Source organism: Micromonospora purpureochromogenes, from assembly GCF_900091515.1.
GTDB classification, from domain to species: Bacteria; Actinomycetota; Actinomycetes; order Mycobacteriales; family Micromonosporaceae; genus Micromonospora; species Micromonospora purpureochromogenes.
The window spans coordinates 29,171-45,951 of the sequence record NZ_LT607410.1 but is presented as its reverse complement, the minus strand read 5'-3'; the positions used below and the strand labels follow the sequence as shown (position 1 = coordinate 45,951).

Sequence of the window (16,781 nt, the reverse complement as noted above, 5' to 3'; positions counted from 1 at the left end):
GAGATCGCTTACGAGGATTCACGACGACCCCGATCTTCGTGTATCTCGTGTCATGGTCGCCGTGCAGGGCCAAGCCCGGATAAGGGGCTATCGAATCGGCTCCCCATGGAGGGACAGTGCCCCCCGCACTGGCACGTGGTGCGGGGGGCGCGCGCGCTGTCAGTGGATCGACCGGTGCAGCCGCTCCAGCGTGAGAAACGTGGCGAGTGCCAGACTTACCGGTGCCACCACGTCGGGGTACTGATTGGCGGCGACGCCGACCAGAACCGCAACCACCAAGTACCCTGCCGTGCTCAACGGAATCTGGCGGCCGCGCGGCACAGCGGTGGGAATGACGTACTGTAAGGGGGCGGTGACGTCCTGCGTGCTCGCCGAACCCAGGTGGGCCGCGAGCTTGGTGATCCGGGCGGCGTCGCCCGGGTGGTTCGATGCCATCGGGGGCAACCTTTCGGTCGGCCCGAGCCAAGTCACCGGACGGTCACACGTAACGCTGCGTAGTCGCCTATAGGGCGACGGATAGAAGCCCTCCGCCCTGATGGGGCAGGTTCTACCCGTCCCCTACTGGCGACGTGTCGCGCACAGCGCTAAGTTGTGCGTTGACGCATTCCGGTGGTGCAACACCTTCTGCGTCAGCCCGTCCGAGGCCTTAACTCGGAGTCGGGTAACTACATTCATGTGGCGCGGTGTCCCGCTGGTGGAGAACGCTAGCGGGACGCCGCGCTTGTGTCTATCTGGCCACTCCTCGCACAGCGCTCGCACCTGAGCATTACTGAGTACACCGGAGCAGCCCGGACTGCATAAGACTGCACCCGTTCAGGACCCGCGTATCACCCATGAGACGCCCGAAACGCATAAACGCAGGTCAGAGCGTTTCGACCGCCAACGGTCGACGGATTCCGTGGGCCGTGTCGCGGAATATTTGTGTGAGACGCGCCACAGTGTGGACATGACTGTCCGTATTTCTCAAACGAACGCGCCCGCGGGCCGGCGCGACCCTCTAGCTAGAACTTACGTACGAGATCACGAGAGGGGCTACGCTCCGCTTACTGAGCACCTCGCACATCACTCTCCCCTGGGTTCAGGGCGGCGTGACCGGTGGCAAGCAGGGGCCTCCTGTCGTTTCGAGGCGGCGCGTTGCCGTGGGATCACAGGCCGGGCGCAAACGCTGAACGACCTGCCGGAGATCGAGGTCGCTGGTGCCGGGTCGCGTGCCGGTCGAAGGTTGCCGAATTGTTCTCTTATGGATCAAGGCGGCCCGCAAGCGGGCCGCGCCGGCCCGGCCCCGGCCTGCTGGCGACCTCCGGCCGGCATTGGCCGGGCCGACCCGGCCACGCTTGGGATGACTAAGTCCTGGAAGACCTCGGGGCTCCGCCCCGAACCCCGGCCCTCCTCAGAGATCAGCCGGGTGCGGATCACCTCGTCGGGCACCACAAGGGCTACCAGCCTCCCCGGACGGGGACAAGGTCGTTCGTCCGGTAGGGCGCTCCACCTTGTCCCCGTCCGGGGAGGCTGGACGGTCGGAGACTGCCCGACGAGGAGATCCGCCAACTTCCGGCGCTCTTCTCGCTCATCACACTTGCGATTCCATGGAACAATCGCCCTCCGTGGGAGAAAGAGGAGCAGCAGGAGTGGCGGCGCGTGGCGAATCATCCTCAAGGGAGGCGCAATGGTGGTCCGAACATAGGGTTGCGCAGCTAGCGCTAGCCCTGACGCTGATCCCAGCCGTTGTCGCAGCTGTGCGTGTGTATGTGGTTTCAAATGGCGATGAGGTCGTTCTGAAATCAGTCGCGGCAAGCCTAAACGTGCAGGCGCTGATGCTGGGTACGTATTTGCCAGTCTTGCCAATGATTCTGATTGTCGCCGGCTTTACGGCGTTAAGCCGATCTGGGACTCAGTTGCGGGAGCGGTTCGGTGATAGTCAAGCGTTAACCATGATTTATGGAACGATGCTTGTTGGGCTCCTATTGCTGGATCTAATCTACGCGATTGCGATCGCCGTTCTCTTTCTCCTTGAACTAAATGCCCTCCGCCGGCGGTGGATCCGCGCTAACCGGGAGAGGGGGGCCGGTCAAGAGGGCCAGGAGGACCGGGAGGCTTGGAGAAAAAGAATTCGGAATGACCTTAAGGGGTTGCTCTTTCAGATCGAGGGGCCGGGCGGTAGACGTGCCGCACTTCTAGCTATTGGCCTACTCCTCGTCATGTGGGAGGGCATGTGGTTGCCGGCCAACGTGATTGGACTGAAGGGTAAAGCGTGGCCGGAAACAGCGTTTATAATCGGCCAGACAGATGAATTGACGACGCTGCTATATGAGGACTCTGCAGCGGTACGGACGGTTCCGACGGCTGACGTGGTGACTCGCATCCCATGCGGCACCTTCATCAAGCTAAGTGAAGCGCTGGGAAGGCCTGTCTATACATACTTTTTTCCGCTGACAGTGAAGCCGAAGCCGCAGCCAAGATGCGATGAAATTGTGGAGAAATGGCCCGGCCGGCCGAAGTAGACCTGAGCGGAGGTCGGCGGTGGATTTCGGCGCGAAACTACTAAATCCCGCAGAACTTCTCTGCTGATGGCCGGCGCCGGCCTGGCCCCAAGCTCGACCGGGTCGGCGGATCCCGATTGACAGCAACGCCATCGAACCACCGGAGGACGGCCATGGGGCTGGAGACAAGATCTTTGAGGCTAGGGATCGGGTGGCCGGCGGTGCGGCCGGCAGCAGTCCTCACCTAGACCTCAAGAGGTCGGACCGCGACCACCGACACTGAGAGATGCTGACAGGCATTTCCGCACGTCAAACGAGTCGAGGCCAGGTGGGTGCAGGTCTCCAACTTGATCTCGTAGTCCCTCGGTCGCCGTGCCTGTTGACGCGGGTGCCGAGGATCAACGGCGGTGGGGGCACGGCAGGTCAGGGGCCTTCTCTTATTTGCGGCTAGCCGGTTCTCTTTTGGATTGCCTCTTGCACCTGATCATGCAAAGCTGCAATCACGACACCCTTAGTTGCCTGGTCCGGTGGGTTATCTAGTTCGTCGATACGCTTAGCAACTAGGTGATGCCTCATGACTTCCTCTTCTGGCTTCCTGCCGGTGTGGAACTCGTAGACATCTACCCAGAGCCCTAACTCCTCCTCGCCGTCGGGAAGAAGCAGCATCCTGGCATACGAACCAGGCTTTGGTTTAGGAATACGTCCAGGCGCGGATAGCCGGTCTGGGTCGAACATCGAATCAATATCGGTAAGCATGTCTCGCAAAAGCTCTAGCTCAAAGGTTTTGCGTCCCTGCTCTTTCGCCACCTTGTATGCTCGGACGGCAATGAACAGACCCGCCAGACCTGCACTGGTAGCTAGCGTGTTGAAGACGAGGCTTGCCCAATCGAACCAGTCACGTTCCACATAGAACATTGCAGCACAGTTGGTCAAGGACGCTATACAACCCTCTTTCTCGTTGCCTCCAGTGCCTCGTCAAGCATCGTCCAAACGATTGCAGCCTTAAGGCTTTCCGCTTGGCCAGTGGCCAGATACTTTTGCACACCAGGAGCCTCACAAATATCCTGCAAATCGTCGCCTGGCTCTCTGGGTTTCGCCACCAACCGCCATACCATCAATTCATCTTCAGGCAAGGCCGTCAATCCCGAAGCGACAGCCGAACCCGTGTGAGGTAGCTGATCGTTTCTCGTATCCCAGGAGTCCGAATCAAGCGTCCTATCTAACTCGCTACCTAGTTCTCGCAGGATTTCGAGCTCAAAGGTCTCTCGTCCCTGCTCTCTGGCAATCTTGTACGACTGGTGACTCACCTGGTAAGCCCTGATTGCCAGGAACAGGCCAGTGAGCCCTGCAAGCGTGGCAAGGGTGTTGATGCCGAGCCCTAGATAGTCAAGCCAGTCTCGGCCTTGTTCGACAACAACTGTTATAGGGCTAGTACTCCAGCCGGAGATGTTGATCTGAGTCGGGGTGAGGGTTCACCCGGGGCTGGAGCGGGTGCAGCCACCGTCGAGCATGGACGGTTGTGTGGACTGACCATGACGCGGCGGTGGCTGCGGCTTACAGGGTAGACGCCCAGCGGTGGCGGGTGTTGTTCGACGAGCTGATGGTGACGATCGGGGTGCGTTTTCGCAGGCCGGAGCCACGTCGACGGGTGCGGGACTTCGTGCGGGGTCTGTTGGCGCCGCTGCTGCGGAAGAACTGCTGGACGATTGCCGAGCACGCCGGGGACGCCTCACCCGACGGGATGCAGGACCTGCTCGCCCGGGCGAAGTGGGACGACGAGCAGGTCCGCGCGGACGTGCGTGAGTTCGTCGCGGAGCACCTGCGTGATTCGGACGCGGTTCTGGTCGTCGACGAGACGGGGGATCTGAAGAAGGGTCGTCACACCGTCGGGGTGCAGCGCCAGTACTCGGGTACCGCCGGGAAGGTCGAGAACTGTCAGTTGGCGGTGCATCTGGTCTACGCCGCCGAGGCCGGTCACGCCCTGATCGACGCGGCGCTCTACCTACCAAAGGTGTGGTGTGAGGACCCGTCACGCGGGAGCGAGGCCGGTGTCCCCGACGACGTCAGGTTCGCGACGAAGCCGCAGCTGGCGGCACGGATGATCGACGCCGCTGTCGCCGCCGGGCTGCCGTGTCGGTGGGTAGCCGGCGATGAGGCCTACGGCGGTGATCCGCGGCTGGCCGCCGCGCTGCGCGGTCACCGCCTCGGCTACGTCCTGGCGGTGGCCTGCTCCCACCAAGTGACCACCGGTATCGGCGGCCGGCGCGTCGACCACCTCGCCGCCGATCTGCCCCGCGCCGCCTGGCAGCGGGTCTCGGCCGGTGCCGGCGCCAAGGGACACCGCTACTACGACTGGGCCTGGATGCCGTTGCCCGCGCACGCCGACGTGCACGCCGGCCATCACTGGCTGCTGATCCGCCGCAACCGGCGCACCGGTGAGCTGGCCTTCTACCGTTGCTGGTCACCCCAGCTCGCGCCACTGGGTGCGCTGGTATGCGTGGCCGGCCGCCGCTGGAGGATCGAAGAGTCGTTCCAGACCGCGAAGACGGCCCTCGGCCTGGACCAGCACCAAAACCGGTGCTGGCGCTCCTGGCATCGATGGACCACCCTGGCGATCCTCGCCCACGCCTTCCTCGCCGTCGCCACCGCTCGCCGAACCCAACCGAGCCCGTCCGGCCTGATCCCACTGACCGTCAACGAACTCCACCGCCTGTTCAACGCCCTGGTCATCGAACCCAGCCGACGCCGCACCGACCAGCTCAAATGGTCGCTCTGGCGACGGCGGCACCAAGCCCGGGCCCGAGCCAGTCACTACGCCAGACAATCCCTCACCGAACCGTGATCACGATCTCCGGCTGGAGTACTAAGGGACGTCTCGTAACCCCGGTGTCTGTCTGCTGAGGACGATCGGCCAAGATGCCGGGGTGCAGGTGATCAGCGCAGCCCGCTCTGAGTGGATTTTTCCGTTCACGGGGCTGCAGCCCGCCCAGTTCCGCAAGCTGGTCCGCTTGGTCGCCGGGCGTGGCGGTGACGCCATCGCAGACGGCCGGCCAGGCCGGCAGTGGGCCCTCGACCTGCCCGACCGGGTGCTGCTGGTGGCCACTTACTGGCGCACGAACCTGACCATGCGCCAGATCGGCCCGCTGTTCGGGGTGTCGCACTCCGCAGCGCACCGGGTCATCGACACCCTCGGCCCGCTGCTTGCCCTGGCCCCGGTGCGCCGGCGGCCGGTCGACCAGATCGCCATCGTCGACGGCACCCTGATCCCCACCCGCGATCACCGCCTGGCCCCCAGGAGCAAGAACTACCGGTACTCGACCAACCTGCAGATCGCCATCGACGCCAGCACCCGCCTGGTCATCGCCGTCGGCGACCCCCAGCCCGGCAACCGCAACGACACGATCGTCTACCGCACCAGCGGCATCGACCAAAAGCTGGACGGGCGCCCGGTGATGGCCGACGGCGGCTACCGCGGCAACCCCGAGGTGATCATCCCGTACCGCAAGCCCGCCGACGGCAGCGACCTGCCGGCGTGGAAGGAAGCCCTCAATGTCGAGCACCGCACCGTCCGCGCCGGAGTCGAACATGTTCTAGCCAGGATGAAGTGCTTCAAAATCCTGCGCGACTACCGCCGCGCCGCCCACACATTGGCCGACGCCGCTTCCGGCATCGCCAACCTCCACAACATCATCCTCGCCGGCTGACCGCCGGCCTGGCCCCGGGCAACGCCTTCACCCAGTTACGAGACGTCCCTTAGACCGCAAGAGGTCGACCGACGGCGGGGGAGCGGTGTGAGATGGCGAGAGGCGTTTCCGCCTGCTAGACCTCCAAGTGCCCAGGTCGGCGGGACGGGCAATTTGATCTCGTAATGCGTAGGTCGACGGTTCGATTCCGTCAGGCGGCTCGGTACAGAAGCCCAGGTCAACGGCCTGGGCTTCGCCGTTTCCCGAGGTCGATCACGCCGCCGTCCGGGGTGCCGATCCGCAAAGAGTCGCATCCCGCGCCGCGAACGCCTCGTCCAGCCGGTTGGCAACCGCGTCCAGGTCGTCACAGATCCGTCCCAGGACATGCTTGACGATTGGCCCAGCCGAACATCGAGATGAGCTGGCGGAGGTTCCCGGAGTCGGAGCGTCGAGGGACCGGGGTCAGCTCCGTCGACGCTGTGCCCAAAAGAGGGCGTGTCCGCTGGTGCCTTCCGGGACGAAGTCCTCGGCGACGATTGTCAGTCCCCCCTGTTGCAGCCATGAGCGGTAGGTGAGGGCGTCGGCGTGGCTCCACCACATGGCGGCGGGGCCGTCGAGCCAGTTGTCCTCGGTGCCGGTCCAGGCGCTGTTACCGACGGTGGTTAGCAGCCAGCCGCCGGGGCGTAGCCAGGTGGCGATTCTCTTGATGAGCCGCGGTTGGTCGGCCAGGGGCATGTGGATGAGAGCGTAAAGGCAGACCACGGCGTCGAAAGAGGCAGGTGGCAGGTCGAGTCGGGTGGCGTCGGCGCGGAGGAAGGTGCCGGTCGGCACCAGGCGGCGTGCCCGCTCGATCTGTACGTCGCTGATGTCGACGCCGGTGATGTGGTGCCCAGCGTCGGCGAGGAAGCGGGCGACCGGCAAACCACAGCCGCATCCGAGGTCGAGGACCGCTGCTGAGGCGGGTAGGCGCCGGTGTAAGTCGACGAGCCACGGAGCGTACGGACCGTCGTCAGCGTCGTCCGATCGGTAGTGGTAAGAGAGTGCGTCGTACCCGCGTCGGACCAAGTCACGCTCGTCGTTGCTGCCCATCCGGGGGACGCTACGAGCCTCGGCGTGGCTTGCCGATTCATTTAACGCCTTGGTTGCTCAGTCGACCCGGCTACAGTCGGTCACACCTGAGCGCCTGGGGCGCACTCACATGCCGAGTTCAGTGCGCCAGGCAGTCGCCTGCGTCACCTGCGATCAGAGAGCGGACGAGGGCTACGGCAGATCCGCGATCAAGACCATGCGATTGTGATCAATGCTGAGCGGCTGGCCATCCTCGCCGTACCCGGTCACGTCGGTGAACCCCGCCTCAGTACACCAGTCCCGCAGTTCAGGAAAGGCGAACAACCGTTTGACGAAAGCGAGCCTGCGGGCGTGGCCGTCGCGGACCACTGTGCGTTCCACTTCGAAGCGCCCGGTTAAGGGATCAAGGTGGTGACGGTCGACGAGCATGTCGCCGTTGTCGCGGGTCGCGGTGATCCTCGACGGGGTGTACAGATCCACCCGACAGTATCGATAGATGCGCTTCACCTGCTGTTCCCGATGGCGGCAGCACCTACCTCACGCTTCCCGCTCAAGGTCCATTCGGCGCAGCGGCACGGGATCCTGCCTCGGAAGACGCCCCGTCATCCCGATGAGGTGGTCCAGCTGATGCAGGAGGAGGGTCTGGTCGGTTGCGCGGGTTGGGGGGTGACCCGCTCCGCCGCCCTTCAACAGGCGAGGTGCCAGTCGGCTCGTCGATGGTGGCGATGTGACGCACCGGCGAGGCGAGTAGCCACAGCACGGCGAGGACACCGCCAAGGCCGGCGACGACCAGCGTCGGTCGCAGGCCGATGGTGGTGCCCAACCAGCCGCCGACCAGCGCTCCAACCGGCCTGATCCCGTAGTTGACGGCGCTGTACGCGCCCGCCCGCCGTCCACGCGCGTCGTCGGGCGTGACCGAGGTGAGCAGGGCGTTGAGGTTGACGTCCATCAGCATCACGCCGACGCTGGAGACCATCTCGATAGCCGCGAGCGCCGCGATTCGGGCCCAGGTCGGCCCGGACACGAACGCTGTCAGCGCCAAGGGAGCAGGAAAGAGAACCACTCCGATCATCGCGGTGCGGCCCAGCCCGATGGTGCGGGAGACCCGAGGTGCCAATGCCGCACCAGCCAGCCCACCTACCGCGCCGCCGCCGAACGCGAGGCCGATAGCGCCGGCCGACAGACCAAGCTCGCGGCTCGCATACAGTACGAGCAGTGCGTTGGTCATGAGGGTGAAGAAGTTGACGGTGCTGGTGCAGCCGAGAGCGGCGCGCATCACCGGATGACGCAGCACCAGGACGAGTCCGTCACGGACCAGGCCAAGCGTCGATGACCGCGGTGGCGCCGGCCGGGCCTCGGCCACTGGAATCCGGCCGATCAACAGCGCGGAGCCGAGGAAGGACACCACGTCGACGAGGACCGCGACCGGGGCGGTGAGGGCCTGGACCAGGCCGCCGCCGAGGGCCGGCCCCGCCACGAACGAGGCCGCACGGCTCAGACTCAGCTTGCTGTTCGCCTCCACGTAGGCCGACGGCGGGACCAGAGCGACGAAGAACGCCTGGCGCGCCATGTTGAACAGGACCGCGCCAGCCCCGGTGAGCAGGGCCACCAGATAGAGCTGAGTCAGCGTGACCACGTCCAGTAGGTAGGCCACCGGAAGGCTGAGCAGCACCGCCGCGCGGACCAGGTCGGCCACGATCAGCAGGCGGCGCTTGCGGGTCCGTTGGTCCACCCACGCGCCGACGAACATGCCCAGCAGGTTCGGTAGCCAGATCAGTGCGGTGAGGATGCTGACCTGTGCGGGCGTCGCGGCGAGGACGGTGACAGCGATCAGCGGCAGGGCCAGCTCGCTGATTCGGTCGCCGAACTGGGAAATGGTTTCCCCGACCCAGAAAGTTCGAAAACGCCGATTGTCGCGCAGGACCGCCGTGGGCCTCGTGCTGGCGGCGGTCATGACGCCGCCGGGTCGTCGCCGGGCTCAGGCAGCAGATAGCGCAGCATCCGGACGAGCCGCGCACCGTCCGGCAACTGGCCATCCTTACGCCGGACGTACGGCGCGAGCAGTGCCTCGATCGCTTCTTCGAGCTTCCGCAACTCGTCAGCAGTAACGGCGAACCGGGTATCGGCCAACCCCGCCAGGGCTCGCCACTCCGGATCCAGCCGCGGCTCGTCCTGCAGCGACCACTGCACGGGCGCCTCCGCGGATCGGGCGAACATCTCGGCGCGCAGCTGCCGCGCCGCGTCCTGACCCTCTGCATCGTCGGGCATGGTGAACCGGAAGCCCCTACCTGCCGCCTGCCACCACCGCTCTCGCTTACTCGTCGCCCCGTCCCAGTCGGTGACGAGACCGAAGGAAGCGAGGTGCCTCAGATGCCAGCTGACGACCGATGGCGTGGCACCGACGTGCGGTGCAAGCTGGGTGGCCGTCGCGGGGCCGTGTCGCTGCAGCCGATCAAGCAAAGCCAGCCGTACCGGATGAGCCAACGCCCGCAGCGCCTGCGGAGAGGTCAGCTCCACATCTCCGTACGGATTCGTGAGAGACATGTCTCGAAAGTAATCTCTCAGATCGACGCGGGCAACCCCGCTCCTTCCCCGGCGATGACGTCAACGACTGCCGTACGCGCTTGACAGGTTCAGTGAAGCCGGAACACCAACCCGGCCGAGGCGTGCGCGGCCCACCGGCAGCGAGCGGTCCGCATCCAGTCCCAAGAGGTCGGCGGGACGGGCCGGGAGCCCTTCTCGTCCGGCGGGCCCCGCCTGGTCGCGGACGGCCCGGCCGCAGTGCAGGAACCCTGTCGGCCGGGCCGTACCCGGATGGATCAGTAGACGGTCACGCCGTATGCGTTGGCCGCTTCGCGTACGGGCTGGTAGAACGTGGTGCCACCGGACCTGCAGTCACCGCTGCCCCCGGAGGTGATGCCGAGTGCCTTGCTGCCGTCGTAGAGCGGGCCGCCCGAGTCGCCGGGCTCGGCGCACACGTTGGTCTGGATCATGCCGCTCACGGTGCCGCCGCCCTTACCGACGTAGCGGACCGAGGTGTTGAGCGCGGTGACGGTTCCACTGTGGGTGCCGGTGGTCGAACCGGTGCGCTTGACCGACTCCCCGACATAGGCGTCCGCGACGGCGAACCCGCCCGGGTGGGTGAGCGAGGTGTTGTCGTAGCGGACCAGCGCGTAGTCGTTGCCCGGGAAGCTGGAGCCGACGGTCGGGCCGATCAGAGTGGTGAGGCTGGAGTTGGTGTACCAGGTGTTGGCCACATTCCCGCAGTGTCCGGCGGTGAGGAAGTAGTAGGTGCTGCCGCTGACGACGTTGAAGCCGAGCGAGCAACGGTAGCCGCCGCCGTAGATGGCGTTACCAGCGGACAACAGGGGGGTGAAGACGCCAGATGCCCGCTGGATCCGGATCGCACCGGCCTTGGCGCCGGCAGTCTGCTTGATCTTCGCGATCTCGGCGCGAGAGACGCTGTCGTCGGCGGTCACGATGACCCGGGCGGATGTGACGTCCACGTACCAGGCGATGCCCTCGACGCCCGAGCGTTGCACTGCGTCGTTCACCGCCGAGAGGTCGCTGGCGCTGTAGGTCTGAGGGGAGGCCGCCACGGCGGTCGGCGCGGCGAGTGCGGTGGTGACGACCATGCCGACGGTTACGGCGAACAGTTGGGCGGATCGGGCGACGCGACTGCGGGTTGGGCTGGTGATCCTCACTGACTCCTCCTCGGGAGTGATAGGACCGGATGGGTGAGGTCCCGTGACTCGTCTCGGGAAACGCATCGCCTGGTCAGTCGATGTCGTCCTCCCGACAGACGCTTCCGTCAGTATCGGCATGCATCAATCAAGCTGCAAGATGCACGCCGATGGACGAACGTGCAGGTTATGAAACCTTCGAGCCGGCACTGCTGATCACGGGCTCGAAGTTGGCTGATCAGCTCGGGGCGACGGCGGGGCGCAAGCGAACGGGGTCGGCTGGGGTAACCGCTGGCCACTCGCGCGGGGCTCAGCTGCTGGGATTCAACCTGGACCCGGTACCAACCAGCCATCCGGCGCAGAAGCAGGCCTTGATGGACCCTGACGCGTCTGGAGGAGACGGACGTGTCCCACGCGACCGAGGACGAGGTCGCGGTCGCGGTCGCAAGGGCGGACGTCAGCCGCGACATGGGTTGGTGACCAGCCGGCCTGCGTGCCGCCGGCGGCCCGGGCCGAGCTGGTTGGCTGCGGCGTCGAGGTGAGCGAGGTGTTCCATGACGCCGCCGGTGGCCTGCCCCGCGCGAACGCTCAAGGGCGGGTTCCGGGGCTGGTTCCGGACCGGCGGAGCTATTTCTCGTTCGCCTCGTTCAATGACCCGGACAGCAATGGCTGGATCCTCCAAGAGGTCACCACGCGCTTTCCGGGCCGGCTGTGGTGAGTGCCGGACGCTACGAGGAATAGACCGGGCGCTCTGCCCGGACTGGTCGATGTGTCGCCGGGAGCGAGCGCGAAGCGGTCGTGCGGGCCATGCGGTCCGGGGGTCGAAAGGGTCCCCGGACCGCCTGGACGTCAGAGCGTGAGCTGGCTCCACGTGTGACCGCCGTCGGTGGTGCGGTACACCGCGGCTCCCGACCATGCGGGTCCACCCCAGACCACCACGCCGTGCGTGGCGTCCTGGAAGTCCAGGTCGAGCAGCGGGAGCTGTACGTCGGGGATCGCCAGGGGCGTCTCCCAGGTCGCGCCGTTGTCGAAGCTGGCGTGCAGCCAGCTCGCGCCCGCACCGACGCCGGCCACGACCGCGGTACCGGCCGAGGTCGTCGTGAACCCGGTGGTGATTCCCGTGTTGGGCGCGTACCCCAGCACGACGGGGGCCGCGCTGCCTGCCGATTCGACCAGCTGCTTCTCCATGTAGCCGCGCTCCGGTCTGAAGCTGCACATGCCCTCGACGTGATCGGGCTTGGTGCTGCTCAGCCGTACCGCGTCGTCGACCGAGCAGAGCGGCTCGACCTCGGTCCAGCCACTGCCGTCGGCTGCCGACCACATCCGGAGCGACGTGTGGATCACGCCGAGGGCGACGTAGGCGGCCGAACCGTGGGTGGCGATGTCCCACCCGCCGCTGCCCGATACCGCGACGCCGGCCACCGGCTGCCAGTTGTCCTCGCCGAGGGGCGATGAGTAGAGCTGGGTGGTCTTGGTGCTTCCGATCCCGTAGGTGACGATCGCATAGGCGTACCGGTCCGTCGAAGCCAACTTGGCGATGCTGACCGAGCCGACAGCGCCGGACAGCCGCATGCGCCGCCACGTGCCGGCACCGTCGTGGGTGGCCATGAGAGCCTGCCCGTCGGTGGTCCACCCGTCGAGCTGGTTGGCGAAGTGGATCTTCGTCTGGTCGGGGGTGGACGGCACCCGTGGGGCGGTGCGCTGCTGCCAGGTCTGTGCGCCGTCCGACGTGCTGACCAGGGTCGGGCATGAACCGGCCCGGCACGGCGCGAAGCCCAGCACCCAGCCGTCGGTGGGGCTGGTCCACGAGGTGGACGTGGGAGCGAAACCGGCGGCGGCCGCCGTGGTCGGGATCGCCGCCGGTGCCCCGTCGGTCGTGTTCGCCGAGGCGACGGAGGGAGCCACCAGCACGGCGAGGGCCGTCGCCGTGCCGACGGACGCGGACATCCGGGAGTACCACGATCTGCTGGTCAGCGGTGTGCCAGCGATGGCGGTGCGTTTCACGCTATCTCCAACCTTGTTGATCAAACCGGTGCGGGAGGCGGTCGTGAGTGAAGGGAACTGGTCAGCCTCGACGTGGGCAATGGTTGGAGGCCGGCACGTTGGTGCCATGACGCATACCGGCCACAGCCCAGCCCTGGCACTCGAGATGACGCCTCGGGCGGGCGCTGGCGTCTTTGATCATCGAAGAAAGATCCCCGGCCAAAGTCGGTCGCCGGTCGCGGCCTTCGCTGCTTGACTGCACCGGGTGATCGCCGAGCAGAGGCTGCGTGGGTGTCTGGCCGACGCATGGGGCCCTGCCGACCCGACGGTGCAGCCGCACCACGGTGGCATGAACTCCGCTACGTGGTTCGTCATCGTCGGAGACGAGCGATGGGTCGCCAAGGCAGTAGCTCCCGGCTCCCGTCGGTCCCTGGTGGCCGGACTCACGGTCGCCCGCCACGTCACGACGGCAGGGGTTCCGGCGGGCGCTCCGGTGCCGGCCAGGCAGGGGCAGATCGTCGCGGATGTCGACGGCACCCCTCTCGCGCTGCTGCGCTGGGTTGACGGGGAGGAACTCTCCGGCCGTACCCCGGAGGATCAGCGCTTGATGGGACGGACCCTCGGCCGGGTGCATCAGGTGTTGCGCGGTGTTTCCGTCGCGCACGCCGATCGGTTCCACTGGTTGGACCTCCAGGCCGCGCACCTGGCGGTCCGTCCCTGGATCCGGCCGTCGGTCGCGGCCGCTGTGGCGGCGTACGAAGCTCTGGATCCGTCGACTCTCACGTGGGGCCTGTTGCACACCGACCCCGCTCCCGAGGCGTTTCGACCGGACCAGCTGACCGGGACCTGCGGCCTGATCGAGTGGAGCGTGGCGGTCGACGGTCCACTGCTCTACGACCTTGCCTCCGCAGCGATGTACGTCGGCGGTCCTCGCCACGCCGAACGCCTGATCGAGGCGTATCTGACGAGCCGGACCGTCACCCGGGCCGAGGTGGAGAACGGGTTGTCGACGATGTTGCGCTTCCGGTGGGCGGTGCAGGCCGACTACTTCGCCCGCCGGCTGGCCGCAGGCGACCTGACCGGGATCAGCGGCGACGAGGAGAACGAGAAGGGCCTGGAGGACGCCCGCCGATGGCTGAGCGGGTCAGCCGGGATCGGGCGACAAGAGGCGGCCGGGTCTGGCTACCCTGCCACTGCTCGGCGAGCAGCCCGTAGATCAGGGTGTCCGTCCACTCGCCCTTGGTCCAGTGGTCGCGGCGCAGGTGCGCCTCTTTGACCATGCCCACCCGCTCACACAACCGCGCCGACGCCTCGTTGCGGGCATCGACATGGGCGATGACCCGGTGCATGCCGCAGTGCGCGAAGGCCACGTCGATGACCGCGCGGACCGCCTCCGTGGCGAACCCGCGGCCGGAGACCGCCGGGTGGAAGGCCCATCCCATCTCGCCGCGGGACAGCGTCTCGTCGGCCGGCCACAGGATCACATCGCCGACGACCTCGCCCTCGTGCTCCGCCACCACCGCGAGACGGGACTCCGGCCCGGTGATCCCGGTGCTGCTCAGCCGCTTGGTGACCACCGTCGTGGCGAAGTCGCGCGTCCACGGCTCCCACGGGATGTAGCGGGCGACGAGCGGGTCGCTGTAGTACGCGAGCAGGGCATCCACGTCGTCGGTCCGGTACGGGCGGAGGAGCAGTCGCTCGGTACGGATCGGCAGCGCCGGCTCAGACATGCCGCCCAGTATCAGCTCGCCGGACCGACCGCGCGGACCCGGGGCGCGAGCGGCCGTCGCGCCGGCCTGTGCTCGGCGTACAGTCTCCGCTCATGGTCGACACCGGCCAACTTCCTGCAGAACCTCGCCCGCTACGTCTTCCACTCCGGCAACCCGTTCGCGCCCGGTCACCATCTCGACCTCAACGGCCCGATCTCACTGGCGGAGCCCGACACCGCCATCCGGGCGATAGCGTTCGCCGACGACCCCGAGCTCGGTGTGATCGACACTCCGCACGGCCGGCTCCGGTTCCTGCAGATCGTCGGGCTGACTCTCGACGAGTACTCGGCGATCGAACGCTGGGACGCCGAGGGCCTGCTCGCGGCCATGGCGCCGAGCCTGCCCCTGCTCGTCACCGACCTCCGTCGCGGCGACCTGACCGACGTACCCGGCGTCGCCACCGCCGTCGAGGAGGGCGCCCGGCGGGATGGGTCCTCCACCGGCTCGCTGTTCGTCCAGGAGGCCGGCTGGCGGACGGAGAAGAGCGGCTGGGCGCGCCGGAAGTCGACGACCACGGTGACCATCGGGGCGAACGCGGCAGAGCGCATCGGCCGGGTGCTGCGAGCGCGCCTGCCGTTCGGTCGCGGCCTGCTCATCGAGGCGCAGAACGGTAGCGTCGGATTCCGGCCCGGCGAGCAGGTCGCCCTCACCGACGCCGGCGACGGATTCCTCGAGATCCAGCTACCGCCGGCGGTGCTCCCGGAACTGATCCAGGTGCTGCGGCCGGTGGCCGGGACGTACCACCTGGCGAGCGCACCGGAGCTGGTCGTCGAGATCGCCCGGTCGCAGATCCGCGACCAGGAGGGTGCCGTCGTCGCCGAGGTCGGCTAGGCGGCAGCGCGCGACGCCGCAGGGTCGCCGGGGGTACGCGAACCCGCCTAGGCTTCCATCGTGGACTGGTCGGCTCTGGGCGCAACGATCCTCACCCTCGCCGTCGGGGCGCTGATCGGTCTCGTCCCGTCCCTGCTGGTCGAGCGGCGCAAGGAGAGGCGCGAGCTGGCGACCCGCTGGGACGCCCCGCTCTACGAGCTGAGCGTCGAGTTCGCGTCCACGGTCCGGGTCTTCCGCCACCTGATCACCCGGATGACCGGCGCGCCGGATCCCGCCGCCCAGCACGACCGTACGGAGGAGGAGCGGCAGCGGTTGCTGGCCCTGCTGGAGCAGATCCGCCTGGTCGGTGACGAGCGGGTCCAGCGCGCCGCCCGGATGGTGGTACGGCATTCCTGGGCGGTGCTCCGCGTCGCCGAGGGCCACGAGGACACCCGGGCGGCGGAGTTCGGCGGGGTGCCGCCGGAGACCAGGCTCAGCACCTCGCTGCACGAGTTCATCCGGGCGGTCCGGGTGCAACTACGGGTGCCCGACCCGGAACGCATCGCCTCGGACGAGCCCGACGACTGGCCGGAGCTGACCGACGGTCAGCGGCGGTTCCGCATCGGCCTGCCGCCCCGCTGACGGTCCGGTGGCGGTCGTCCCTAGCCCGCGTACAACGAGTTGAGGTATTCCGGGCCGTAGCGGCGTTCCAGGTCGGCGAGGCTCTCCGCGGTGTTCTCGACCTCCTTGATCAGCCGGGCCCGGGTCGGCAGCACGTCCGGCTGCCAGGTCTCCGGCTTCCACAGCTGGGAGCGGAGGAACGCCTTGGAACAGTGGTAGAAGATCTGCTCCACCTGGACCTCGATCGCGAGGATCGGCCGGTGCCCCTTGACCACCATGTCGTCGAAGTACGGCGCGTCCCGCAGTAGCCGCGCCCGGCCGTTGATCCGCAGGGTGTCGGTCCGGCCCGGGATCAGGAAGATCAGGCCGACGTGCGGGTTGTCGAGGATGTTGCGGTAGCCGTCGGCGCGCCGGTTGCCCGGCCGTTCCGGGATGGCCAGGGTCGTCTCGTCCAGCACCTTGGCGAAGCCGGCCGGGTCGCCCTTGGGCGAGACGTCGCAGCTGCCGTCCGCCCCCGCCGTCGCGATCAGGCAGAACGGCGAGGCGGCGAGCCACTGCCGGTCCCGTTCGTGCAGCACGACGCGTTCCTTGGCGACCGCTCGGGGCATCGGCGCCCCCAGCAGGTCGCGCAGCTCCTCGTGCGAGGTGATCTCCACCGTCACGTCCGCCTCCCCCGTGCGTTGA

General features: G+C 67.2%; 16 protein-coding genes and 1 pseudogene. 7 read left to right on the top strand and 10 right to left on the bottom strand.

The features are described 5' to 3' along the window. Positions 1-159 precede the first annotated feature (159 nt). Positions 160-435 carry a hypothetical protein gene (locus GA0074696_RS00225; protein ID WP_088959212.1) on the bottom strand — a complete coding sequence of 92 codons (276 nt, stop codon included), beginning with the start codon at positions 433-435 and terminating at the stop codon, positions 160-162. 1,151 nt (positions 436-1,586) lie between these two features. Here GA0074696_RS00225 and GA0074696_RS30575 point away from each other — a divergent pair. After that, a complete protein-coding gene (locus tag GA0074696_RS30575) occupies positions 1,587-2,501 on the top strand; it encodes a hypothetical protein (protein WP_157745741.1) in 915 nt (304 codons plus the stop codon). Between the two features lie 426 nt (positions 2,502-2,927). Here the strand turns inward: GA0074696_RS30575 and GA0074696_RS30570 are convergent, their stop codons facing one another. Further along, positions 2,928-3,386, bottom strand: coding sequence for a hypothetical protein (locus tag GA0074696_RS30570; protein ID WP_157745740.1), 459 nt, complete (start codon positions 3,384-3,386; stop codon positions 2,928-2,930). A gap of 694 nt (positions 3,387-4,080) precedes the next feature. Between GA0074696_RS30570 and GA0074696_RS00220 the strand changes: the two genes are divergently transcribed. Both GA0074696_RS00220 and GA0074696_RS00215 read left to right on the top strand, forming a co-directional pair. Then, positions 4,081-5,322 (top strand): IS701 family transposase, encoded by a 1,242-nt coding sequence (locus GA0074696_RS00220; protein ID WP_157746159.1) that lies wholly within the window; start codon positions 4,081-4,083, stop codon positions 5,320-5,322. A gap of 82 nt (positions 5,323-5,404) precedes the next feature. Then, entirely contained in the window at positions 5,405-6,184 is a 780-nt protein-coding gene (locus tag GA0074696_RS00215; protein ID WP_088959210.1) for a transposase family protein, read from the top strand. A gap of 441 nt (positions 6,185-6,625) precedes the next feature. Here GA0074696_RS00215 and GA0074696_RS00205 read toward each other — a convergent pair whose 3' ends face one another. From GA0074696_RS00205 to GA0074696_RS00185, 5 genes are all read right to left on the bottom strand, one after another. Beyond that, on the bottom strand, positions 6,626-7,252 hold the full coding sequence (locus GA0074696_RS00205; RefSeq protein ID WP_088959209.1) for a class I SAM-dependent methyltransferase: 627 nt from the start codon (positions 7,250-7,252) through the stop codon (positions 6,626-6,628). 171 nt (positions 7,253-7,423) lie between these two features. Beyond that, positions 7,424-7,738 carry a hypothetical protein gene (locus tag GA0074696_RS00200; protein ID WP_197700800.1) on the bottom strand — a complete coding sequence of 105 codons (315 nt, stop codon included), beginning with the start codon at positions 7,736-7,738 and terminating at the stop codon, positions 7,424-7,426. A 43-nt stretch (positions 7,739-7,781) separates the two neighbouring features. Beyond that, on the bottom strand, positions 7,782-9,185 hold the full coding sequence (locus tag GA0074696_RS00195; protein ID WP_088959208.1) for an MFS transporter: 1,404 nt from the start codon (positions 9,183-9,185) through the stop codon (positions 7,782-7,784). After that, positions 9,182-9,775, bottom strand: coding sequence for a helix-turn-helix domain-containing protein (locus GA0074696_RS00190; protein WP_088959207.1), 594 nt, complete (start codon positions 9,773-9,775; stop codon positions 9,182-9,184). Before GA0074696_RS00190 ends, GA0074696_RS00195 begins: the two co-directional genes overlap by 4 nt. A gap of 275 nt (positions 9,776-10,050) precedes the next feature. Next, positions 10,051-10,935 carry a S1 family peptidase gene (locus GA0074696_RS00185; protein ID WP_231925209.1) on the bottom strand — a complete coding sequence of 295 codons (885 nt, stop codon included), beginning with the start codon at positions 10,933-10,935 and terminating at the stop codon, positions 10,051-10,053. 517 nt (positions 10,936-11,452) lie between these two features. On the opposite strand from GA0074696_RS00185, the gene GA0074696_RS00180 reads away from it, so the two are divergent. Further along, positions 11,453-11,632 carry a hypothetical protein gene (locus GA0074696_RS00180; RefSeq protein WP_157745739.1) on the top strand — a complete coding sequence of 60 codons (180 nt, stop codon included), beginning with the start codon at positions 11,453-11,455 and terminating at the stop codon, positions 11,630-11,632. Positions 11,633-11,763: 131 nt separating this feature from the next. Here the strand turns inward: GA0074696_RS00180 and GA0074696_RS00175 are convergent, their stop codons facing one another. After that, on the bottom strand, positions 11,764-12,861 hold the full coding sequence (locus GA0074696_RS00175; RefSeq protein WP_088959204.1) for a hypothetical protein: 1,098 nt from the start codon (positions 12,859-12,861) through the stop codon (positions 11,764-11,766). A 301-nt stretch (positions 12,862-13,162) separates the two neighbouring features. Between GA0074696_RS00175 and GA0074696_RS32470 the strand changes: the two are divergent. Further along, positions 13,163-13,849: pseudogene (locus GA0074696_RS32470) on the top strand (phosphotransferase enzyme family protein); the annotation flags it as partial. 133 nt (positions 13,850-13,982) lie between these two features. Here the strand turns inward: GA0074696_RS32470 and GA0074696_RS31550 are convergent. Next, positions 13,983-14,627: a GNAT family N-acetyltransferase gene (locus GA0074696_RS31550; protein ID WP_088964271.1), complete on the bottom strand. Its 645-nt coding sequence runs from the start codon at positions 14,625-14,627 to the stop codon at positions 13,983-13,985. Here GA0074696_RS31550 and GA0074696_RS31300 point away from each other — a divergent pair. Both GA0074696_RS31300 and GA0074696_RS00155 read left to right on the top strand, forming a co-directional pair. Continuing rightward, entirely contained in the window at positions 14,556-15,497 is a 942-nt protein-coding gene (locus GA0074696_RS31300) for a suppressor of fused domain protein (RefSeq protein ID WP_231925512.1), read from the top strand. The genes GA0074696_RS31550 and GA0074696_RS31300 overlap by 72 nt on opposite strands. 60 nt (positions 15,498-15,557) lie before the next feature. Next, the gene (locus GA0074696_RS00155; RefSeq protein WP_088959201.1) at positions 15,558-16,118 is read left to right on the top strand and encodes a hypothetical protein; all 561 of its coding nucleotides are present in this window, start codon (positions 15,558-15,560) and stop codon (positions 16,116-16,118) included. Positions 16,119-16,138: 20 nt separating this feature from the next. On the opposite strand, the gene GA0074696_RS00150 is transcribed toward GA0074696_RS00155, so the two are convergent. Next, positions 16,139-16,759, bottom strand: coding sequence for a pyridoxamine 5'-phosphate oxidase family protein (locus GA0074696_RS00150; RefSeq protein WP_088959200.1), 621 nt, complete (start codon positions 16,757-16,759; stop codon positions 16,139-16,141). Positions 16,760-16,781: the final 22 nt, after the last annotated feature.